Genomic DNA, 20,717 nt, shown 5'->3' with positions numbered 1-20,717 from the left:
TGCGAAAGCAGGAACCCAGAGCCGAAGGCGTTACGGATAGAAACGTAGGCTCCTGCTTTCGCAGGAGCGCGAGGATCAGCTGGCGTTCCCCGCGCGCGCCGTCGCGATCGCGGCCTGCATGTCCTCCAGCGGCATCATGCTGGAGACAACGCGGTCGCCGATCACCCAGCTCGGCGTGCCGGTCATGCCGAGCGTGCGCATCATCGCGAGGTTGGTGTGGATCGCGCGCGTCACGTCGTCGCTCTTGGCCGCCGCCTTGACCGCCGCCGGGTCGAGTCCGGCCTTGACCAGCGCCGCGTCCATGCTCGCCTCGCTCAGCGGCCCGCCGGCGTAGAGCGCGTTGTGCAGCGCCTGATACTTGCCCATCCGCCCGGCGACGATCGCGTAGCGGGCGGCGGTGTCGCTTTCCGGGCTCAGCACGGGCAGTTCGCGATAGATCACCTTCACCTTGGGATCGGCGGCGATCAATTTGTCGACGATCGGCAGGCTGGCGCGGCAGTATCCGCAATTATAGTCGAGATATTCGACGACGGTGACGTCGCCGTTGGGGTTGCCCGCCCACGCGCCGCCGACCGGGGTGACGATGTCGGCGCGGTTGGCGGCGATCAGCTTGCCGGTCTCGCGGTCGCGCAGCTTCTGCATCGCCTCGGGCAGCACTTCGGGATGTTCGAGCAGATAGTCGCGCACCTGCGACCCGTCGCCACGCGCCGCGACCCAGGTGACGGCGGCGCCGAGCAACGCGGCGACGATCGCCACGACGGGAAGCGCGGCAGTGGACGACAGCCAGCGGTTCATTTGCGGTCGTGCTTCTTGTCGTCGAGCTCGTTCTGCCCGGTCATCACGATATCCTGCGCGCGCACCCAGTCGGGCGAATTGGCCGGCAGCTGCGCCATCGCCGCGCGCGCGCTCGACACGGCGGTGCGGGTGTCGCCGGTCAGGCTGGCGCGCTCGGCCGTCGCCAGCATCGCGCCGGCATTGTTGCCGCGCAGTTCGTACACGGTGCCGAGCTGATACCAGGCGAACGGATTGTCGTCGTCCTTGTTGACCGCGATCTTCAGCACGCGCTCGGCCTCGGCATAGTTGGCCTTGTCCTCGGTCGCGATCAGGGCGTGGCCATAGGTCGTCACGATCAGCGGGTCGTAGCGGGTGAGTTCGCTCGCTTCCTTCAGCGGCGCGATCGCCTCGGCCGGATGGCCGGCCTCGAGCAGGATCTGGCCACGGATTTCCAGGAAATAGGGATCGTCGGGGCGAGCGCGGATCAGCGCGCGCGTCTCCGCGTCGGCCTTGTCGGGATAGCCCGCCTTGTGCCACGCATAGGCGCGGGCATAATGACCGTAGATCGACTGGTCGCTTTCCGGATAGTCGACGAGCGTGCGCGCATAGGGCGCGACATAGCCCTCCAGCTTCGCCTTCACCCGCTTGAACCGCTCCTCCAGCTCGGGGTCGAGCGGCTTGTTCCAGGCGGGGGAGGCGCGCAGGTCGGCGTTCAGCGTGTTGACGCGCTCGTTCGACAGCGGGTGGGTCTGGGCGTACGGATCGATGTTCTGCAAGCCGTAGCGATATTCCTCGTTCGCCAGCTTCTTGAAGAATTCGATCATGCCCTTGCCGCTGATCCCGGCCTCGCGCAGGAACTTGGCGCCGGTCGCATCGGCGGTCGCTTCCTGCACGCGGGTGAAGGCCAGCGCCTTGCCCATCGCCGCCTGCTGGCCCGCCGCCAGGATCCCGGCGCCGGCATCGCCCGCACCCGCCGCCATCGCCGCGATGCCGAGCACCAGGCTCAGCAGCGAGATGCCCATCGCCGGGCGATAGCCGGCATCGGCGAGCACGACGTGACCGTCGGCGATATGGCCGAGCTCGTGCGCGATCACGCCCTGTACCTGGTTGGCGGTGTCGGCAGCCTGGATCAGGCCGGAATGGACATAGACGGTCTGCCCGCCGACGACGAAGGCGTTGATCGAATCGTCGTTGATGAGCACGACCTGGACGTTGCGCGGGGACAGGCCGGCGGCGAGGATCATGGGCCGCGACATGTCGCGGAATAGCGCCTCGGTCTCGGCATCGCGCAGGATCGACTGCGCGAGCGCGGGTTGCGCCCAGGCCAGGATCAACGCGGCGAAGATCGCGAAATACCGCTTCACGGCTTCACCCCCGAATCCCCCGCGTCGCCCTCGTGCCGCTCCCTGCGCGCCGGTGCGTGAACCCGCCATGAAGCGGGGCGCGCCGTCATGACGAGGAGCGGGGCGACGAAGCAATCCAGGGTGTCGGCCAGGGTGACCGATCGCACCGCTGGATCGCTTCGCCGCGCGCGCAATGACGGACCTTCGGCTCAGGCGCCGAAGGTGCGCTGCCACCAGCCGCGGCGCGGCTCGGCGGCGTCCGCTGCCTCGGCCGGTTCGGCGGTGCCGGCGGCGGCATCGTCGGCCGGGGCGGCGCCGTCGGCATCGACCGCCGGCGTCAGCGCCGCGTCGTTGGCCGGGGCGGGGGCCGCCTCCGCCTTCTTGCGCGACCGCCTGGGCTTGGCCGGTGCCTCAGCCGGCGCTGCCTCGGCGACGGCGGGTGCTTCTTCCGTCACGGCCGGCTCGGGCGCCGCAACCTCGGTCGCAGGGGCCACCTTCTTGCGCGTACGCTTGGGCTTGGCCGGCGCTTCGGCAGTCACCGCGGCGGCAGCTTCCGCGGCCGGTTCCGGCGCAGCGACGGGTGCCTCGGCGACCGCCTCGTCGGCGACGCGAGCGCGGGGACGGCGGCGGGTGCGCTTGGGCGCCTCCGCCTCGGCGGCATCGGGCTCAACCGCGACGGGGACGTCGGGATTGGCGTGCGTCGCGAGCACCGCGCCGGCGTCGCCGGCATCGGCCGCTTCGGGCGTCGCGTCGCCGGCGGTGTCGGCCGCAGCGTCGCCACCGGCGGTCTCGCCGCCAGCCTCGCCGCGACGACCGCGCCGGCCGCGACGGCGACGGCGACGCGGTTCGCCGCCATCGTCCGACGCCTCGACCGGCTGCTCGCCGACGAATTCGCCCTCGCTTTCGCCTTCGGCTTCGTCGTCGCCCGAGCGTTCGGCGGTCTCGCCGCCTTCCTCGCCCTCGGGACGCCCGCGACCGCGCCGGCCGCGACGGCGGCGGCGGCGCTTGCCGCGGCCTTTGCCATCGTCGCCCGAGCGCTCGCGACCTTCGCCGCCACGCGCTTCGCGCTCGTCGTCCTCAGCCTCGGCTTCCTCGTCGAAATCCTCCTCGACGATGTCGTCCTCTTCTTCCTCGACCACCGCCGCGAACTTCGGCTGGTAGGCGGGGGGCGGACCGCTCGCCTCGACCGACATGCGCGCGCCCTCGGTCTCGCCGTCGGGCAGCACCACGACCTGGACGCCGTAGCGATCCTCGATCTCGGCGATGTCGGCGCGCTTCTTGTTGAGGACGTAGATCGTCGCTTCCTGGCTCGCGCGCAGCGTCAGGATCGAGCCGCGCCCGCGCGCCGCCTCGTCCTCGATCAGCCGCAGCGCCGACAGGCCGGCCGACGATGCCGTCCGCACCAGCCCGGTGCCCTCGCAATGCGGGCAGGCGCGAGTCGACGCCTCGAGCACGCCGGTGCGCAGCCGCTGGCGGCTCATCTCCATTAGGCCGAACGACGAGATGCGGCCGACCTGGATGCGGGCGCGGTCGTTCTTCAGCGCCTCTTTCATGGCCTTCTCGACCTTGCGGACGTTCGAGCCGTTGTCCATGTCGATGAAGTCGATGACGACCAGGCCCGCCATGTCGCGCAGCCGCAACTGGCGTGCGATCTCGGCCGCGGCTTCCAGGTTGGTCGCGGTCGCGGTCTGCTCGATCGAGCGCTCGCGGGTCGAGCGACCCGAGTTGATGTCGATCGACACCAGCGCTTCGGTCGGATTGATGACCAGATAGCCGCCCGATTTCAGCTGGACGACCGGATGGTACATCGCTGCCAGCTGTTCCTCGACATGCGCGCGCTGGAACAGCGGCACCGCGTCGGAATAATGCTTCACCCGCCGGGCATGGCTCGGCATCAGCAGCTTCATGAATTCCTTGGCGTGGCGATAGCCCTCGTCGCCCTCGACCACGACCTCGTCGATATCCTTGTTGTAGATATCGCGGATCGCGCGCTTGATGAGGTCGCTGTCGCCATAGACGAGGGCCGGCGCCGACGACGCCAGCGTCGTCTCGCGGATGCCGTCCCACAGCCGGGCCAGATAGTCGAAGTCGCGCTTGATCTCGACCTTGGTGCGCTGGAGGCCGGCGGTGCGGACGATACAGCCCATCGACGGCGGCAGCTTCAGGTCCGCCATGATCGACTTCAGCCGCTTGCGGTCGCCGGCGTTCGAAATCTTCCGGCTGATCCCGCCGCCGTGCGACGTGTTGGGCATCAGCACGCAATAGCGCCCGGCGAGCGACAGATACGTGGTCAGCGCCGCGCCCTTGTTGCCGCGCTCTTCCTTGACGACCTGGACCAGCAGCACCTGGCGGCGCTTGATGACATCCTCGATCTTGTAGCGGCGGCGCAGGTTCATGCGGCGCTGGCGCAACGCCTCGACCTGGTCGTCCGACCCGGCATTGCCGCGGCGGCGGCGACCCCGGCTCTCGCGGCCGGCGGCGACCTCCTCGTCGGGCGCGCCGTCGTCGTCGAGCCGCTCGATATCGTCCTCGCTCGGCTCCTGAACGTCGTCGGCATGGTCGTCGTCGCCGTGATCGTGGTCGTGATCGGCGTCGAGCTCTTCCTCATGCTCGTCGTCCTCGGCGTCGAGTTCGGCGCGCAACGCGGCTTCCTGCGCGGCATGCTCGGCCTCTTCGCGGAGCAGCGCCTCGCGATCCTCCTTGGGGATCTGATAGTAATCGGGATGGATTTCCGAGAAAGCGAGGAAGCCGTGGCGGTTGCCGCCGTAATCGATGAACGCCGCTTGCAGCGACGGTTCGACCCGCGTGACCTTGGCTAGGTAGATATTCCCCTTGAGCTGCTTGCGCTCGGCACTCTCGAAATCAAACTCCTCGATGCGGTTTCCCTTGACGACCGCCACCCGGGTTTCCTCCCGGTGGCGTGCGTCGATCAACATACGCATGGTCATGTAATAGTCTCCGGGCGCGCCGATCCCTGAACGAAGGAAGGGGCGCGCCGATAAGTCGCGCGCGGCCGGCCGCTGGATTGTCAGTCCGGTGCCTGGCTTCGCGGATGGGTGGGTGTGCGTCTTTCGCGCGCGGAGCACGCCCGGGCGCGTGGCCCGGGACACCCATGCCGACGCGACCGCCGGCGATGGCCGGGCGGAGCGTGGAACAGGGAAAATGCATCATTGCGCGCGTCAACCTGGATACGCCGCATCGCGAAACGATCACGACGGGCCGTGAATACCGAAGCCGACCAATACTCGCACAGCCCCGGTTGCCGGCGGAGGTAGCACCTCGCATGCCATGCTTCAACTGGCAGAAATTCGCCGATGCTTGCCGGCAATAATATGCCGAACGGCGCGTTAACCCTATCAGTTCACCGTACCGAAGACCGCGCCACGGCATAGCGGAGCCCAGGAGTTAACCGCGATCCTCGGACTCGATGCCGGGATGACGCGATCGGCAGTCGGGGCATTTCGAAGATGGTTTTTCGCTGGACCGGCCGGGGGCGCCCGCGCCATGACGCGGCGGTGTCGTTTTTCCTGGCAATGCTGGCGATGTGGTTCGGCGGCGCGCCCGCCTGGGCGGGCACGATCGAGCGCGTCCAGGTGCGCCACGATGCGATCGTCCTGACCTTCGACAGTCGCGTCGCCGCGGCGTCCGGCTTCCTGCTCGGCTCGCCGCACCGTATCGCGCTCGATGTCGACGGCATGGCGCCAGGGGGCGACGTCGCGACGGGCGGCCTCGTCACCGGCGTCCGCGAGGGCGCGCGGAGCGGCGGTGCGCGGATCGTGTTCGACCTGTCGCGCCCGGCGGTGATCGCCGGCGGCACGTTCGGCGCGGACGGCCGCACGCTGACGCTGCAACTGCGGACCGTGCCCGATGCCGCCTTCGCGCGTGCCGCGGGGGAGGGGCGGATCCGCTTCCTGCCGCCGTTCAATCTGACCGACACCAGCCCGCCGTCGCGCCGCTATGCCGTGGCGCAGGACGTGCCGCTGCCGAGCCGGCGGCTGTCGCTGCCGCGTATCTATGGCGATGCCGGACGCCCGCTGGTGGTGATCGACGCGGGCCATGGCGGGTTTGACCCCGGCGCGATCTCGCCGACCAGCGGCCTGAAGGAAAAGGACGTCACGCTGAAGATCGCGAAGACGATCCGCGATCAACTGCTCGCCTCGGGCCGGGTGCGCGTCGCGCTGACGCGCGACGACGACCGCTTCCTGGTGTTGCAGGAACGCTACGGCATCGCGCGCAAGCTCCACGCCGACCTGTTCATCTCGATCCATTGCGACAGCGTGGGGGCGGGGGACGCGTCGGGGGCGTCGATCTATACCTTGTCCGAAGTCGCCTCCGACAAGGAATCGGCGCGGCTGGCGGCGCGCGAGAACAAGGCGAACATCATCGCCGGGGTCGATCTCGGTAGCGAGAATCCCGACGTGTCGTCGATCCTGATCGACCTGACGCAGCGCGAGACGATGAACACCAGCGCCGATTTCGCGCGGTTGCTGGGGCGCGAGGCGGCGCCGCTGATGCCGCTGCGCCCGAACTTCCACAAGATGGCGTCGCTGATGGTGCTGAAGGCGCCCGACATGCCGTCGATCCTGTTCGAGACCGGCTATATCTCGAACCCGAAGGACGCCGACTTCCTCGATTCCCCCGACGGCCGCCGCCGCATCGCCGAGAGCATCGAACGCGCGGTGACGATCAACTTCGCCAAGCGGGTGGCGTCGAGGGACTGACCGGGGGGGGGGCGTCCACTTCCGGGCCTCCGCAATCCAACTTTGCCTTTTCGAGGCGCGGTTTCGCTGATTTTTTCGCCTGTTGGTCGGCAATGCACCACGTTCCGGATCGATGGTCGGATGCGCTGGCCTTACGCGGCGAGCCGTCGCGACCCCGGGCCTGCTGCGCGGCACCTTCGCCAACTTCGCCCCGTCGAACACCGCTAGCGCCCGCTCGCAGATTTGCTAATGCCTGCACCCCATGGCGGCGGCAGGCACGGAAACACGGTTCACCATCAAGCGCGAGCCCGGCGAGGGGCCGGGCCCGATCCGGCGGCTGTGGCGGCGCTGGTGGGTCAAGGCGCTGGCGGTCGTCGCCGCGCTGATCGCGCTTGTCTATCTGGTGCTGGCGATCTTCGTCCTGCCGGGGCTCCCGTCGGTCGACGCGCTCAAGCAATACGAGCCGCCGCTGCCCTCGATGGTCCGCGACGTGAACGGCATGCCGGTCTATTCCTACGCCCGCGAACGCCGCGTCGAACTCAATTTCGACGATTATCCGAAGCTGCTGATCGGCGCTTATCTGTCGGCCGAGGACAAGACGTTCTTCTCGCACCACGGCGTCGATTATCTCGGCGTGGTGTCGGCCGTGTGGGACAACATGTTCAGCGGCAAGCGCGCACGCGGCGCCTCGACCATCACGCAACAGGTCGCCAAGGTCCTGCTCGTCGGCAACGAGCACAGCTACATGCGCAAGCTGAAGGAAGCGATCCTCGCCTATCGCATGGAGAACGTGCTGACAAAGCAGCAGATTCTGGAAATCTACCTCAATACCATCTTCCTCGGCCGCAACGCCTATGGCGTCGAGGCGGCGGCACACGCCTATTTCGACAAAGACGTCAGCCAGCTCACGCTGCCGCAATTCGCCTATCTCGCGATCCTGCCCAAATCACCGTCGGGCTACGATCCCGACCGCCAGACCGACAAGGCGCTGGCGCGGCGCAACTACGTGCTGAAGGAGATGCTGGCGAACGGCTACATCACCCAGGCCGAGCATGACGCCGCCGCGGCGTCGCCGCTCGGTACGGTCAACAAGCATACCGCGTCGTTCGAGGCGGTGCCCGGCTACTTCATGGAGGAAGTCCGCCGCCAGCTGATCCAGAAGTTCGGCGAGGACGGCGACGGCGGGCGCAATCCGTATAGCGTCTATGGCGGGGGCTTGTGGATCCGCACCTCGTTCGACCCGACGCAACAGGCGCTGGCGCAGAAGGCGTTGCGCGACGGGCTGCTCCGCTACGACCATGGGCGCGGGTGGAGCGGGCCGCTCAAGCATGTCGAGGTCGGCGACAATTGGCTGGGCGCGCTGCTCGCCAGCAATGTATCGCTCGACTATGACGACTGGCGCGCGGCGCTGGTGACGGCGGCCGACGGCGGCGATTTCACGCTCGGCTTCTCCGACGGCAGCACGGGCCGCATGCCGCGCAGCGGCGCGACGATGCCGGTGCGCGGCAAGGGCGGATCGGCGGCCGACGCAATCGAGGTCGGCGACATCATCGCGGTCGCACCCGAAGGCGGCGCGTACGCCTTGCGCTCGGTCCCCAAGATTTCGGGCGGTTTCGTCGTCGAGGAACCGGCGACCAGCCGCATCCTGGCGATGCAGGGCGGCTTCGACAATCGCGTCCAGTCGTTCAACCGCGCTACCCAGGCGATGCGCCAGCCGGGATCGACCATCAAGCCGATCGTCTATGCCGCCGCGCTCGAGAACGGGCTGACCCCGGCGTCGATCATCGTCGACGGGCCGTTCTGCGTGTTCCAGGGCGCCCGGCTGGGCAACAAATGCTTCCGCAACTTCGGCGGCGGCGGCGGGTCGGGGCCGCACACGATGCGCTGGGGCATCGAACAGTCGCGAAACCTGATGACGGTGCGCGCCGCCGCGCAGACCGGCATGAACAAGGTCGTCAAGCTGATGGATGAGATCGGCGTCGGCAAATATCCGCCCTACCTCTCGTTCGCGCTGGGCGCCGGCGAGACCACCGTGCAGCGCATGGTCAACGCCTATTCGATCCTGGAGAATAACGGTCGCGGCCGTACGCCGACGATGGTCGATTACGTGCAGGATCGCCACGGCAAGGTGATCTGGCCGGAGAATTGGCGCGCCTGCGACCGCTGCAACGCGGCCGACTGGAACGGCAAGCCGATGCCGCGCCCGGTCGTCCGGCTCAAGCAGATCGTCGAGCCGATGAGCGCGTACCAGATGGTGCATATCGCCGAGGGCGTGATCCAGCGCGGCACCGCGACCGTGCTGCGCGATCTCGACCGGCCGATGTTCGGCAAGACCGGCACCAATTCAGGGCCGAAGGACGTGTGGTTCATCGGCGGCACGCCGCAGATGATCGGCGGCGTCTATATCGGCTATGACAGCCCGGTGAACCTGGGCGGCTATGCGCAGGGCGGGACGCTCGCCGCGCCGATCTTCAAGGAATGGGCGGTCAAGGCGTATGACGGCCTGCCCAAGCTGCCGTTCCGCGCGCCGGCGGGCATCCGCATGATCCGCATCGACCGCGCGTCCGGGCGCCCGGTATTCGGCGCGTGGCCGACCGACGATCCCAAGGCCGCGGTGATCTGGGAAGCGTTCAAGCCGGAGAGCGAGGCGCGCCGCGGCCCGATCCGCCGCGACTTGCCGCCGGTGCCGGTGCCGACCCAGGCGCCCAAGGCCGAGAACGACAATCAGGACGGCGACCGCGATTTCTTGCAACGGCAGGGCGGTATCTACTAGGTGATCTCGGCCGTCGCCCCGACGGAGGCCGGGGCCGCTGGCGGCATGGGCGGGTCTTCCTTACATAGCGGTCCCGGCCTCCGCCGGGACGACGACACTGTTTTTTGGAGTTTTCACGATGCGCGCCGAAGCGCAATCGCATGTCGATACGATCAAGGACGCGCTGGCGCTGTTGCGCCGTTTCCTCGACTGGGACCGCGCCTTGCGCCGGCTGGACGAGCTCAACGCGCGCGTCGAGGACCAGGCGCTGTGGAGCGACCCGAAGGCCGCGCAGGACGTGATGCGCGAGCGTCGCCGGCTGGACGAGGCGATCACCGCAACCCGCGCGATCGAAAGCGAGCTCAGCGATAACGTCGAGCTGGTCGAGATGGCCGAGGCCGAGGGCGATGCAGAAATGGAAGGCCAGGCGGTCGAGGCGCTGGCTGACCTCGCCAAGCGCGCCGAGCAGGACAAGATCAAGGCGCTGCTGGCCGGCGAGGCAGACGCCAACGACACCTACGTCGAGATCAACGCGGGGGCGGGCGGCACCGAGAGTCAGGACTGGGCCGGCATGCTCAGCCGCATGTACCAGCGCTGGGGCGAGCGCCACGGGCTGAAGGTCGAACTGGTCGATCAGCATTCAGGTGAACAGGCAGGGATCAAGTCGGCGACTCTGCTGCTGAAGGGCGAGAACGCCTATGGCTATGCCAAGACCGAGAGCGGCGTGCACCGCCTGGTCCGCATCAGCCCCTATGACAGCGCGGCGCGGCGCCATACCAGCTTCGCCAGCGTCTGGGTCTATCCGGTGGTCGATGAGAATATCGAGGTCGATTACAACGAAAGCGACCTGCGCATCGACACCTATCGCGCGAGCGGGGCGGGCGGGCAGCACATCAACACGACCGATTCGGCGGTGCGTATCACGCACATTCCGACCGGCATCGTGGTGCAGTGCCAGAACCAGCGCAGCCAGCACAAGAACAAGGCGGAGGCGTACAACCAACTCCGCGCGCGCCTCTACGAACGCGAACTCGCCGAGCGCGAGGCAGCGGCGAATGCGGAGAATGCGACCAAGACCGATATCGGCTGGGGCCACCAGATCCGCAGCTACGTGTTGCAGCCGTACCAGCTGGTAAAGGACCTGCGCACCGGCGTCACGTCGACCAGCCCGTCGGACGTACTCGACGGCGATCTCGAATCGTTCATGGCCGCCGCGCTCTCGCAACGCGTGACCGGTGAAGCGGTCGAGGTGGAGGACGTCGATTGATCCGCTCCCGCGCCGCGATCGCAGGAGCCCTGCTGCTCGCCGCGTGCGACGGCGGGCCCGCGACCGTGACGCCGCGGCACGAAGCGGCGGGGCCGTTCCCGGCGCCCGATCGGCCGGTGGCGACGATCGTCTCGCCGCGCTGGTCGACCGAGGAAGCGCGCGACCGCCTCAACGAAGCCAGCGAAGTCATGGGCAAGGCGCATATCGCCAAGGGCATGACCGTGGCGGACATCGGCGCGGGCGAGGGCTATTACACGGTCCGTCTGGCGGCGCGGGTCGGCAAGGACGGGCGGGTGCTGGCCGAGGATATCGTGCCGGAGGTGCGCGACGCGCTGGCCGAGCGCGTGCAGCGCGACCAGCTGGAGAATGTCAGCGTCAAGCTCGGTCTTCCGGCCGATCCGATGCTGCCCGACAATCAGTCGTTCGACCGCGTGCTGATGGTGCACATGTACCATGAGATCGCGCAGCCCTACGAATTCCTCTGGCGGATGCGCCCGTCGCTCAAGCCCGATGGCGAAGTCATCGTGGTCGACGCCAATCGTCCGACGCAGAACCATGGGACGCCGCCAGAACTGCTGCGGTGCGAGTTCGCGGCGGTCGGCTATACATTGGTCGGGTTCGACGAGATGCCCTCGGCCGGCGGCTATATGGCGCGGTTTCGCACGGTCGGTCCACGTCCCGAACCGGCGACGATCCGCGCGTGCCGCCTGGCACAGGCGGCTACAACAGCCCCGCCTGCCGGAACGACGACGTCGCATTCGCGCTGACGATCAGGTGATCGACTAAGGTCACGCCGATCGCGTCGAGCACGCGGGCGAGGCGGCGGGTGAACAGGATGTCGTCGCGGCTCGGCGTCGCGTCGCCGCTCGGGTGATTGTGCGCCATCACCAGGAAATGGGCATCGTAGGATAACGCGTCGCGCATGACGGTGCGGATCGCGACGGTGATCGAATCGGCGTCCCGCGACGCGCTGTGGCGCATGCCGACCATCCTCCATTTCGGATCAAGATAGACGAACGCCGCCGCCTCCGACGACCGCCGGGCGAGGGGGGCGAACAGGTCGAGCGCCCATTGCAGATCGCGGGATGAAGAGGCGGCGGGCGGCATGTGCCGCTGTGCTGGCGGCGTGTGCGATCGCCCAGCGGCAATGCCTCCGTTTTGGCGAGCTTGGCGTGCTCGGCACGCCGCGCTAAGCCCGGCACATGCGGCAATATCTCGACCTGATGCAGCGCGCGCTCGACCACGGCGCCGAACAGATGGACAGGACCGGCACCGGCACGCGCAGCGTCTTCGGTCACCAGATGCGGTTCGACCTCGCCGCCGGTTTCCCCGTGCTGACGACCAAGAAGCTGCACCTGCGCTCGATCATCGTCGAATTGCTGTGGTTCCTGCGTGGTGACACCAACGTGCGGTGGCTGCGCGATCGCAAGGTCAGCATATGGGACGAATGGGCCGACGAGAATGGTGATCTCGGCCCGGTCTACGGCAAGCAATGGCGCGACTGGGCGACGGCGGAGGGCGGGCATGTCGACCAGATCGCCGAATTGATCGAAACGCTGAAGGTCAACCCGGCCAGCCGCCGCATGGTGGTGAGCGCGTGGAACCCCGGCGAGCTCCACGCGATGGCGCTGGCGCCGTGCCATTGCCTGTTCCAATGCTATGTCGCGAACGGCAAGCTGTCGCTGCAACTCTACCAGCGCTCGGCCGACATCTTCCTGGGCGTGCCGTTCAACATCGCGAGCTACGCGCTGCTGACCCACATGCTGGCGCAGCAGGCGGGGCTGGAAGTCGGCGAGTTCGTGTGGACCGGGGGGGATTGCCACCTGTATGCGAACCATCTGGAGCAGGCGCGCGAGCAACTGGGGCGCGAGCCGGGCTCGCTGCCCAGGCTCGAAATCCTGCGCAAGCCGCCGTCGATCGATCAGTACGAGTATGAGGATTTCCGTCTCGTCGGGTACGAGGCGCAGGCGCATATCAAGGCGCCGGTGGCGGTGTGATAACGCTGATCCTGGCCCGCGCCGACAACGGCGTGATCGGGCGCGACGGGGGGTTGCCGTGGCACCTGCCGGCCGACCTCAAGCGGTTCAAGGCGCTGACCGTGGGCAAGCCGATGGTCATGGGCCGCAAGACGTTCGAGAGCTTTCCGGCACCGCTCCCCGGGCGACGGCACATCGTGCTGACGCGTGACATGACGTGGCGGGCGGAGGGCGCGGAGACGGCGGCGACGCCGGACGCGGCGCTGGCACTGGCGGGCGAGGACGCGATGGTGATCGGCGGGGCGGAGGTGTTCGCGCTGTTCGAACCGCTCGCCGACCGGATCGAGCTGACCGAAGTCCATGTCGAAGCCAAGGGCGACGTCAGTGTACCGCCCTTCGCCGGCTGGCGCGAGGTGGCGCGCGAGGACCATCCAGCCGAAGGTGACCGCCCGGCCTACAGCTTCGTCGGCCTCGAACGCGATTGAGTCGGCGCGACCGCCCCCCTACAGGCGCGACGATGGAATGCATCCCGAGCGACCGATCCCTGCCCGAGCATCTGCGCGGCGGCTATGTCGCGCTCGGCAATTTCGACGGGTTTCATCTGGGGCATCAGGCGGTCGTCGGTCGCGCGGTGGAGCGGGCGCGGGCGGCTGGACGACCAGCGATCGTGGCGACGTTCGACCCGCATCCGATGCGCTATTTCCGGCCCGACAGCCCCCGGTTCCGGCTGACCACGATCGAGCAGCGGGCTGCGCTGTTCGCCGCCGCCGGGGTGGATGCGACCTACGTCTTCCGGTTCGATGCCGAGCTCGCCGCGCTGTCGGCGGAGACGTTCGTGACCGAGCGGCTGGTCGGCGCGCTGGGGGCGGCGGGCGTCGTGACCGGCGAGGACTTCACGTTCGGCAAAGGGCGTAGCGGCGACACCGCGCAACTGCGTACGCTCGGCAAAACTCAGGGATTTTCGGTCGATACGATCGCGCCGGTGATGCTGGATGGCGCCACGGTGTCGTCGACCCGCATCCGCGCGGCACTCCGCGACGGCGACCCGCGCGAAGCGGCGCGGCTGCTGACGCGGCCCTACACGATCGCAGGTGTAGTCCAGCATGGCGACAAGGTCGGGCGGACGCTGGGCTTTCCGACCGCCAACCTCGATCTTGCGAATTACCTGCGACCGAAATTCGGGATCTACGCGGTGCGCGGACGGCTGGAGGACAGGACGGTGCTCGACGGTGCCGCCAATCTGGGCGTGCGGCCGACCTTCGATCCGCCGAAGGAATTGCTCGAGCCCTATTTCCTCGATTTCTCAGGCGACCTGTACGGCCGGGAAATCGCGGTCGAGCTGATCGATTTCATCCGGCCGGAGGCGAAGTTCGACGGGCTGGAGTCGCTCAAGGCGCAGATGGCGCGGGATGTCGAGGAGGTGCGGCGGCGGTTGGCGGCCTAGACTCTTGTCCAACATTGGCGTCCAAAATTGACAAACTTGACGGGGGTAGCGGTTTCTCGTGGTTGACGTCGCGACCGGCGAGAGACGACGATGTGAAAGAGCGTCGGCCGTCTAGCAAGGTATCGACATGTAGGAAAACGCCCGCGAAGACTGACCGTCACCCCGGCCTTGAGCCGGGATCCCGCTTGGTCGCAACGAAAGAAGCGGGATGCCGGATCAAGTCCGGCATGACGAAGGAGGAGATGACGTGGGAAATTTCCCACGCTACACGCCGCCGCACCTATGACCGACGCCACTACGCCGCCCGCCGACACCCCTAAGCAGGATTGGCGCGACACCGTCTTCCTGCCGACGACCGATTTCCCGATGAAGGCCGGGCTCGCCGCGAAGGAACCGGCGATCCTGGCGCGGTGGGAGGCGATGGACCTGTACGGCAAGCTGCGGTCGCAGCGTGCCGGGCGCGAGCGCTTCATCCTCCACGACGGCCCCCCCTACGCCAATGGCGACATCCATATGGGCCATGCGATGAACAAGGTGCTGAAGGACATCGTCGTCCGCAGCCAGTCGCTGCTCGGCAAGGATGCGCCCTACGTGCCCGGCTGGGACTGCCACGGCCTGCCGATCGAGTGGAAGGTCGAGGAAGCCTATCGCGCGAAGAAGCTGAACAAGGACGACGTACCGGTCCAGCAGTTCCGCGCCGAATGCCGCGCCTATGCCGAGAAGTGGGTCGCCGTGCAGCGCGAGCAGTTCAAGCGGCTCGGCGTGATGGGCGACTGGGACGACCCGTATTTGACGATGAAGTTCGATGCCGAGGCGGCGATCGTCGGCGAATTGCTCAAGTTCGCCGAAAGCGGCCAGCTCTATCGCGGCGCCAAGCCGGTGATGTGGAGCCCGGTCGAGAAGACCGCGCTGGCCGAGGCCGAGGTCGAATATGAGGACGTCGTGTCGACGCAGATCGACGTCGCGTTCGAGATCATGGAGGCGCCCAACGCGCCGGAGCTGGTTGGAACGCGCGCAGTCATTTGGACAACGACGCCGTGGACGATCCCGGTCAATCAGGCTTTGGCCTACGGTCCGGACATCGAATACGTCCGGGTCGATATGCCGGATTACAAGTCACTTTTTCTAGTGGCGGCTGATTTGGTTGAAGCGTTTTCGCGGCGAACGGGCCTCGCTTGCTATGAAGGCGAGACTTACAAAGGCTCCCAACTTGCCGGCGCCGTCGCCCGCCACCAGATGCACCACCTCGGCGGGTTCTTCGCCAAGCCGCGTCCGTTCCTGCCCGGCGATTTCGTCACGACCGATCAGGGCACGGGCCTCGTCCACATGGCGCCCGATCATGGCGAGGACGACTTCCTGTTGTGCAAGGCGCACGGGATCGACCCGGTGTTCGCGGTCGACGGCGCGGGGTTCTATCGGCCCGACTGGCCGTGGCTCGGCGGGCAGGGGAGCGTCATCAACAAGAAGTTCGTCGCGTCCGACGGGCCGATCTGCAGCGACTTGCGCGCGGCGGGGGCGTTGCTCGCGGCCTCGGACGATTTCGCGCACAGCTACCCGCATTCGTGGCGCTCCAAGGCGAAGGTGATCCAGCGCGCGACGCCGCAATGGTTCATCCCGATGGATCAGACGCAGACGCCAGTGGAGGCGGCGGTCGCGGTGGAATTGCCGTCGATCGATCCCGCCGGCCTCAATCCGTCGCCGCTCGGCCACGGCCAGGGCAACGGCCCGACGCTCCGTGAACTCGCGCTCGATGCGATCGAGCGGACGCGATGGGTGCCGGAGCGGTCGCAGAACCGCATCCGGTCGATGGTCGACGGGCGTCCCGACTGGGTGATCTCGCGCCAGCGCGCCTGGGGCGTGCCGATCGCGCTGTACGTCAACAAGGCGACGGGCCAGTATCTCAACGACCCAGCCGTGAACGAGCGCATCGTCGCAGCGTTCGCCGCGGGCGGGGCGGATGCGTGGTTCACCGCGGATCATCAGGCATTGCTCGGCCCCGATTACGCCCTCGCCGATTACGAGCCGCAGAACGACATCCTCGACGTGTGGTTCGATTCGGGCTCGACTCACGTGTTCACCGTCGAGGCGCGGTATGGCGAGGGCGTGCGCGCCGACCTCTATCTCGAAGGGTCGGACCAGCATCGCGGCTGGTTCCAGTCGTCCTTGCTCGAAAGCTGCGGGACGCGCGGGCGCGCGCCGTATGACGCCGTCCTGACCCACGGTTTTGCGCTCGACGGCAACGGGCGCAAGATGTCGAAATCGCTCGGCAACGTGGTCGATCCGCTGAAGGTGATCGGCGAGAGCGGAGCCGACATCCTGCGCATGTGGGTCGCCTCGACCGATTATTTCGACGACGTGCGGATCGGCAAGGAAGTGCTGGGCACGGCGAGCGACGCGTATCGCAAGCTGCGCAACACGTTCCGCTACCTGCTCGGCGCGCTCGACGGGTTCGACGAGCGTGAGCGCGTCGCGGTGGCCGAGATGCCGGCGCTCGAACGCTATGTCCTGCATCTGCTCGGGCAGCTCGACGGCGAGCTGAAGGCGGCGGTGCAGGCGTTCGAGTTCAACCGCTACATCCGCGCGCTGACCGATTTCGCGCAGGACGATCTGTCGGCATTCTTCTTCGATATCCGTAAGGACTGCCTGTATTGTGATGCGCCCGGCGACCCGAAGCGGCGCGCGTACCGGACGGTGCTCGACACGTTGTTTCACGCGCTGGTCCGCTACGCCGCGCCGATCCTGTGCTTCACGGCGGAGGAAGTGTGGCAGACGCGCTATCCCGATGCGCAAGGGTCGGTGCATCTGCTCGAATGGCCCGAACTGCCTGCGTTGCCGGGCGACATGCCGAACGCGACCAACTGGGAGGACATCCGGCGCCTGCGCGGCACCGTGACCGAGGCGATCGAGCCGCTGCGCCGGGAGAAGGTCGTGAAGTCGAGTCTGGAGGCGGAAGTGACCGTCCCCGATCTGCCCGCCGACGCCGCCGCGCTGGCCGAGACGTTCATCGTCGCCAAGGTGAGCAAGGGTGAACTCGGCGTCACGCGCACGGCGTTCCACAAATGCGGCCGCTGCTGGCGGCACTTGCCCGAGGTGACCGAGGACGGTGCGCTGTGCGATCGCTGCGCGGCGGTGGTGGCGTGATGGCGCGGGTTCCCGTCATCGGCCTCGCCAGCGCGGCGGTCTTTTTCGTGCTCGACCAGCTGGTCAAGCGGCTGGTGGTCGGGCCGTGGGGGCTGACCGAGGAGGGCATGGAGCGCGAGGTCACGTCGTTCTTCCTGCTGCGCAACGTCCACAATCACGGCGTCTCGCTCGGTTTCCTGCAAATGGGGCCGGACAAGGCGTGGGTGCTGATCGCGCTGACCGGGGCGATCGCGGTCGCGGTGGTGGTGTGGATGTGGCGCGAGACCGCCCGCGCCGACCAGGTCGCGCTGGGGATGATCGCGGGCGGCGCGCTCGGCAACATCCTCGACCGCGTGCGGCTCGGCTACGTGCAGGATTATGCCAATCTGCACTTCGGCACGTGGGAGCCGTTTTTGAACTTCAATCTTGCCGATGCGGCGATTACGATAGGTGTGCTCGTCCTGCTCGCGCGCGCTCTGCTAACGCGCGAGAAACCGCGAGACACGCGAGCTGATGTGGAGATTTCCGATGCGTAAGGTTGTGCCGATCGTCGCCGTTGCCGGCGTTGCCCTGTTGCTCGCCGGCTGCGGCCATCGCGGTTACGACCGTGCGCGCCCCGACGAATATTCGGTCGCGCGCGCGCAGCCGCTGGTGGTGCCGCCCGACTTCTCGTTGCAGCCGCCGCAGCCCGGCGTCGCCCGGCCGCAGGACAACAATCCGTCGGCGCAGGCGCTCGACGCGCTGTTCGGCGGCTCGGCCCCGCGTAGTGGCGCGGAACGCTCGACGCTCGATCAGGCCGGCGGCGATTCGGCGAGCCCCGGCGTGCGGTCAGATGCGGGCGATCCCGACACCAAGATCGTCGACAAGGGCGGCACCACCCGCGACATCGTCGCCGCGCCGCAAGGCGACGGCCAGTTCGCCCGCGCCGTCGCGAAGTGATCCAGGCGCCCTGCTCCGACCTCTAACCGTCATCCCCGCGAAAGCGGGATCCATCTCCCGACGTCGCGCCACGAGCGCCCGGTGCTTTGGTGGATGGCGCCGGAGATGGGTCCCCGCTTTCGCGGGGATGACGATAGTGGGTTGAGCGGATAAGGGCCGGCGATGTCTTCGCCTTACATGCCGACCGTCCGCCCCCGCGCCATCGCCAACTGGCTCTACCTCGTCGCCGCGCTGATCGTCGCGATCGTGGTGGTCGGGGGGATCACGCGGCTGACCGAATCGGGGCTGTCGATCACCGAGTGGAAGCCGCTGACCGGCGTCGTCCCGCCGCTGAACGACGCGCAGTGGCAGGCCGAGTTCGCCAATTACCGCCGCATCCCGCAATATCAGGCGATCCACGCCGGCATGACCCTGGCCGAGTTCAAGGGCATTTTCTTCTGGGAGTATTTCCACCGCTTCCTGGGGCGGTTCATCGGGATGGTGTTCCTGATCCCGTTCGTGTGGTTCGCAGTGCGGCGGCGCATTCCGCAGGGATATTTCTGGCGGCTGTTCGCGCTGTTCGCGTTGATCTGCCTGCAAGGGACGTTCGGCTGGCTGATGGTGCGCTCCGGGCTGACGCATCGGACCGAGGTCGCGCCGGGATGGCTGGCGACGCATCTGCTGACGGCGCTGTTCACGCTGGCGGGGGCGATCTGGACCGCGCTCGACCTGCGCGATCTGGCGCGCGATCCGGCGGCGCGGCCGGCGCGGATCACGACCGTCGGCGCGGTGACGGCGGCGGCGCTACTGGTGCAATTGTTCTACGGCGCGCTGATGGCGGGCCTGCGCGCCGGGCTGGTCGCCAAGGACTGGCCGCTGATGAACGGCGCGCTGTTCCCCGGGGTCAGCCAGCAGGGGGAGGGGATCGGCGCGATGCTGACCGGTGATCCCGCGATCGTTCACTTCATCCACCGCTGGTGGGCGTGGGTCGCGTTCGCCGCGCTGATGGTGCTGGCGCGCCGTGTGCGGACCAGCGACCGCCGCGCCTCGATCGCGATCCATGCCGCGGTCGGCGTCCAGATCCTGCTCGGCATCGCGACGGTGATGAGCGAAGTCGACATCGCCTTCGCCGCGCTGCACCAGTTGGTCGGCGCGCTGCTGGTGGTGGCGACGACGTGGGGCGTCCAAGCCGCCGGCCGGCGCGCCGTAACCCGTCCGGTATCATAATACCCGTCAGCAAACGCGCCGTTTGCTTGACTTTCCGCGCCGAAACCAGCATTGCGCCGCCACGAACGCGGCTGGGTAACCGGCCGCGCGTTTGTTTTTCTGACAGAGAAGGTCAAACAGCCCATGAAGGCGCTGATGAAGACCACCAAGCCGGCCAAGCCGCACGAGGTGGAAAAGAAGTGGCATATCGTCGACGCGACCGACCTGGTCGTCGGCCGTGCCGCAGTGGTGATCGCCAACGTACTGCGCGGCAAGCACAAGACCAGCTTCACCCCGCACGTCGATTGCGGTGACAACGTCATCGTCATCAACGCCGACAAGATCAAGTTCACCGGCAAGAAGCTGGCCGACAAGGTCTATTACAAGCACACCGGTTATGCCGGCGGCATCAAGGGGATCACCGCGGGCAAGGTGCTCGAGGGTCGCTTCCCCGAGCGCGTGCTGGAAAAGGCCGTCGAGCGCATGATCCCGCGCGGTCCGCTGGGCCGCCAGCAGATGCGCAACCTGCGCATCTTCGCCGGCGCCGAGCATCCGCACGAAGCGCAGAACCCGGAAGTCCTCGATATCGCGGCGATGAGCCGCAAGAACAAGGTGGGCGCATAATGGCCGACACGAACAATACCGACGCCGGCACTTCGGACGGCCGCCAGTCGCTGGCCGACCTGGGCGCCGTGCTGCAGCAGCAGGGTGAGACCGCGCAGGCCGCTTCGGATGCGCGCGCCGACGATTACCTGGCCGGCAATCTCGACGAGCCGACCGAGACCGCGCCGCTCCGCGCGCAGGAGATCGACGCGCAGGGCCGCGCCTACGCCACCGGTCGCCGCAAGGATGCGGTCGCCCGCGTCTGGCTGAAGCCCGGCACCGGCAAGATCACGATCAACGGCCGCGACCAGGAAATCTATTTCGCGCGTCCGACGCTGCGCCTTGTCATCAACCAGGTTTTCGGCATCACCGAGCGCGAGGGCCAGTACGACGTCGTCTGCACCGTCAAGGGCGGCGGCCTGTCGGGCCAGGCCGGCGCGGTCAAGCATGGCATCAGTCAGGCGCTGACCAAGTACGAGCCGGCGCTGCGCACGCCGGTCAAGCGCGCCGGGTTCCTGACCCGCGACAGCCGCACCGTCGAACGCAAGAAGTACGGCCGCGCCAAGGCGCGTCGCAGCTTCCAGTTCAGCAAGCGATAAAAGAGCTTGGAATAG

The 20,717-nt window shown here is 67.8% G+C and carries 17 protein-coding genes; 13 read left to right on the top strand and 4 right to left on the bottom strand.

Annotated features, from left to right (window positions below; translation table 11 throughout):
- Positions 1 to 75 precede the first annotated feature (75 nt).
- The 3 genes from J0I47_RS06695 to J0I47_RS06685 all read right to left on the bottom strand — a co-directional run bounded on the left by J0I47_RS06695 (position 76) and on the right by J0I47_RS06685 (position 5,053).
- Positions 76 to 795 (bottom strand): DsbA family protein, encoded by a 720-nt coding sequence (locus J0I47_RS06695; protein WP_294045740.1) that lies wholly within the window; start codon positions 793 to 795, stop codon positions 76 to 78.
- Positions 792 to 2,138 carry a M48 family metalloprotease gene (locus J0I47_RS06690; protein WP_294045739.1) on the bottom strand — a complete coding sequence of 449 codons (1,347 nt, stop codon included), beginning with the start codon at positions 2,136 to 2,138 and terminating at the stop codon, positions 792 to 794. The genes J0I47_RS06695 and J0I47_RS06690 overlap by 4 nt, the downstream gene beginning before the upstream one ends.
- Before the next feature lie 188 nt (positions 2,139 to 2,326).
- Complete coding sequence (locus J0I47_RS06685; RefSeq protein WP_294045915.1) at positions 2,327 to 5,053, bottom strand: ribonuclease E/G; 2,727 nt, start codon at positions 5,051 to 5,053, stop codon at positions 2,327 to 2,329.
- A 579-nt stretch (positions 5,054 to 5,632) separates the two neighbouring features.
- Here J0I47_RS06685 and J0I47_RS06680 point away from each other — a divergent pair.
- From J0I47_RS06680 to J0I47_RS06665, 4 genes are all read left to right on the top strand, one after another.
- Positions 5,633 to 6,838 (top strand): N-acetylmuramoyl-L-alanine amidase, encoded by a 1,206-nt coding sequence (locus J0I47_RS06680; RefSeq protein WP_294045738.1) that lies wholly within the window; start codon positions 5,633 to 5,635, stop codon positions 6,836 to 6,838.
- A 241-nt stretch (positions 6,839 to 7,079) separates the two neighbouring features.
- Positions 7,080 to 9,590, top strand: coding sequence for a transglycosylase domain-containing protein (locus J0I47_RS06675; RefSeq protein ID WP_294045737.1), 2,511 nt, complete (start codon positions 7,080 to 7,082; stop codon positions 9,588 to 9,590).
- Between the two features lie 118 nt (positions 9,591 to 9,708).
- The gene (gene prfB, locus J0I47_RS06670) at positions 9,709 to 10,836 is read left to right on the top strand and encodes a peptide chain release factor 2 (RefSeq protein WP_294045736.1); all 1,128 of its coding nucleotides are present in this window, start codon (positions 9,709 to 9,711) and stop codon (positions 10,834 to 10,836) included.
- Positions 10,833 to 11,603 carry a methyltransferase domain-containing protein gene (locus tag J0I47_RS06665; protein ID WP_294045734.1) on the top strand — a complete coding sequence of 257 codons (771 nt, stop codon included), beginning with the start codon at positions 10,833 to 10,835 and terminating at the stop codon, positions 11,601 to 11,603. Before prfB ends, J0I47_RS06665 begins: the two co-directional genes overlap by 4 nt.
- Here J0I47_RS06665 and J0I47_RS06660 read toward each other — a convergent pair.
- On the bottom strand, positions 11,557 to 11,943 hold the full coding sequence (locus J0I47_RS06660; protein WP_294045732.1) for a JAB domain-containing protein: 387 nt from the start codon (positions 11,941 to 11,943) through the stop codon (positions 11,557 to 11,559). The genes J0I47_RS06665 and J0I47_RS06660 overlap by 47 nt on opposite strands.
- Before the next feature lie 95 nt (positions 11,944 to 12,038).
- Between J0I47_RS06660 and J0I47_RS06655 the strand changes: the two genes are divergently transcribed.
- From J0I47_RS06655 to rpsI, 9 genes are all read left to right on the top strand, one after another.
- Positions 12,039 to 12,833 (top strand): thymidylate synthase, encoded by a 795-nt coding sequence (locus J0I47_RS06655; RefSeq protein ID WP_294045731.1) that lies wholly within the window; start codon positions 12,039 to 12,041, stop codon positions 12,831 to 12,833.
- Positions 12,830 to 13,297 (top strand): dihydrofolate reductase, encoded by a 468-nt coding sequence (locus J0I47_RS06650; RefSeq protein ID WP_294045730.1) that lies wholly within the window; start codon positions 12,830 to 12,832, stop codon positions 13,295 to 13,297. Before J0I47_RS06655 ends, J0I47_RS06650 begins: the two co-directional genes overlap by 4 nt.
- Before the next feature lie 32 nt (positions 13,298 to 13,329).
- Positions 13,330 to 14,256: a bifunctional riboflavin kinase/FAD synthetase gene (locus J0I47_RS06645; protein ID WP_294045729.1), complete on the top strand. Its 927-nt coding sequence runs from the start codon at positions 13,330 to 13,332 to the stop codon at positions 14,254 to 14,256.
- 282 nt (positions 14,257 to 14,538) lie between these two features.
- Positions 14,539 to 17,397, top strand: coding sequence for an isoleucine--tRNA ligase (gene ileS, locus J0I47_RS06640; protein ID WP_294045728.1), 2,859 nt, complete (start codon positions 14,539 to 14,541; stop codon positions 17,395 to 17,397).
- On the top strand, positions 17,397 to 17,912 hold the full coding sequence (gene lspA, locus J0I47_RS06635; RefSeq protein ID WP_294045913.1) for a signal peptidase II: 516 nt from the start codon (positions 17,397 to 17,399) through the stop codon (positions 17,910 to 17,912). Before ileS ends, lspA begins: the two co-directional genes overlap by 1 nt.
- Positions 17,905 to 18,315 carry a DUF3035 domain-containing protein gene (locus J0I47_RS06630; RefSeq protein ID WP_294045727.1) on the top strand — a complete coding sequence of 137 codons (411 nt, stop codon included), beginning with the start codon at positions 17,905 to 17,907 and terminating at the stop codon, positions 18,313 to 18,315. Before lspA ends, J0I47_RS06630 begins: the two co-directional genes overlap by 8 nt.
- Positions 18,316 to 18,477: 162 nt before the next feature.
- Positions 18,478 to 19,521: a COX15/CtaA family protein gene (locus J0I47_RS06625; protein WP_294045725.1), complete on the top strand. Its 1,044-nt coding sequence runs from the start codon at positions 18,478 to 18,480 to the stop codon at positions 19,519 to 19,521.
- A gap of 123 nt (positions 19,522 to 19,644) precedes the next feature.
- A complete protein-coding gene (gene rplM, locus J0I47_RS06620) occupies positions 19,645 to 20,124 on the top strand; it encodes a 50S ribosomal protein L13 (RefSeq protein WP_294045724.1) in 480 nt (159 codons plus the stop codon).
- A complete protein-coding gene (gene rpsI, locus J0I47_RS06615) occupies positions 20,124 to 20,702 on the top strand; it encodes a 30S ribosomal protein S9 (protein ID WP_294045722.1) in 579 nt (192 codons plus the stop codon). The genes rplM and rpsI overlap by 1 nt, the downstream gene beginning before the upstream one ends.
- Positions 20,703 to 20,717 lie beyond the last annotated feature (15 nt).

Origin of the sequence: Sphingomonas sp., from assembly GCF_017304635.1 — a bacterium.
Lineage (GTDB): Bacteria > Pseudomonadota > Alphaproteobacteria > Sphingomonadales > Sphingomonadaceae > Sphingomonas.
Note: the sequence above shows the minus strand (reverse complement) of the source record. Positions and strands in the feature narration are given on the sequence as shown.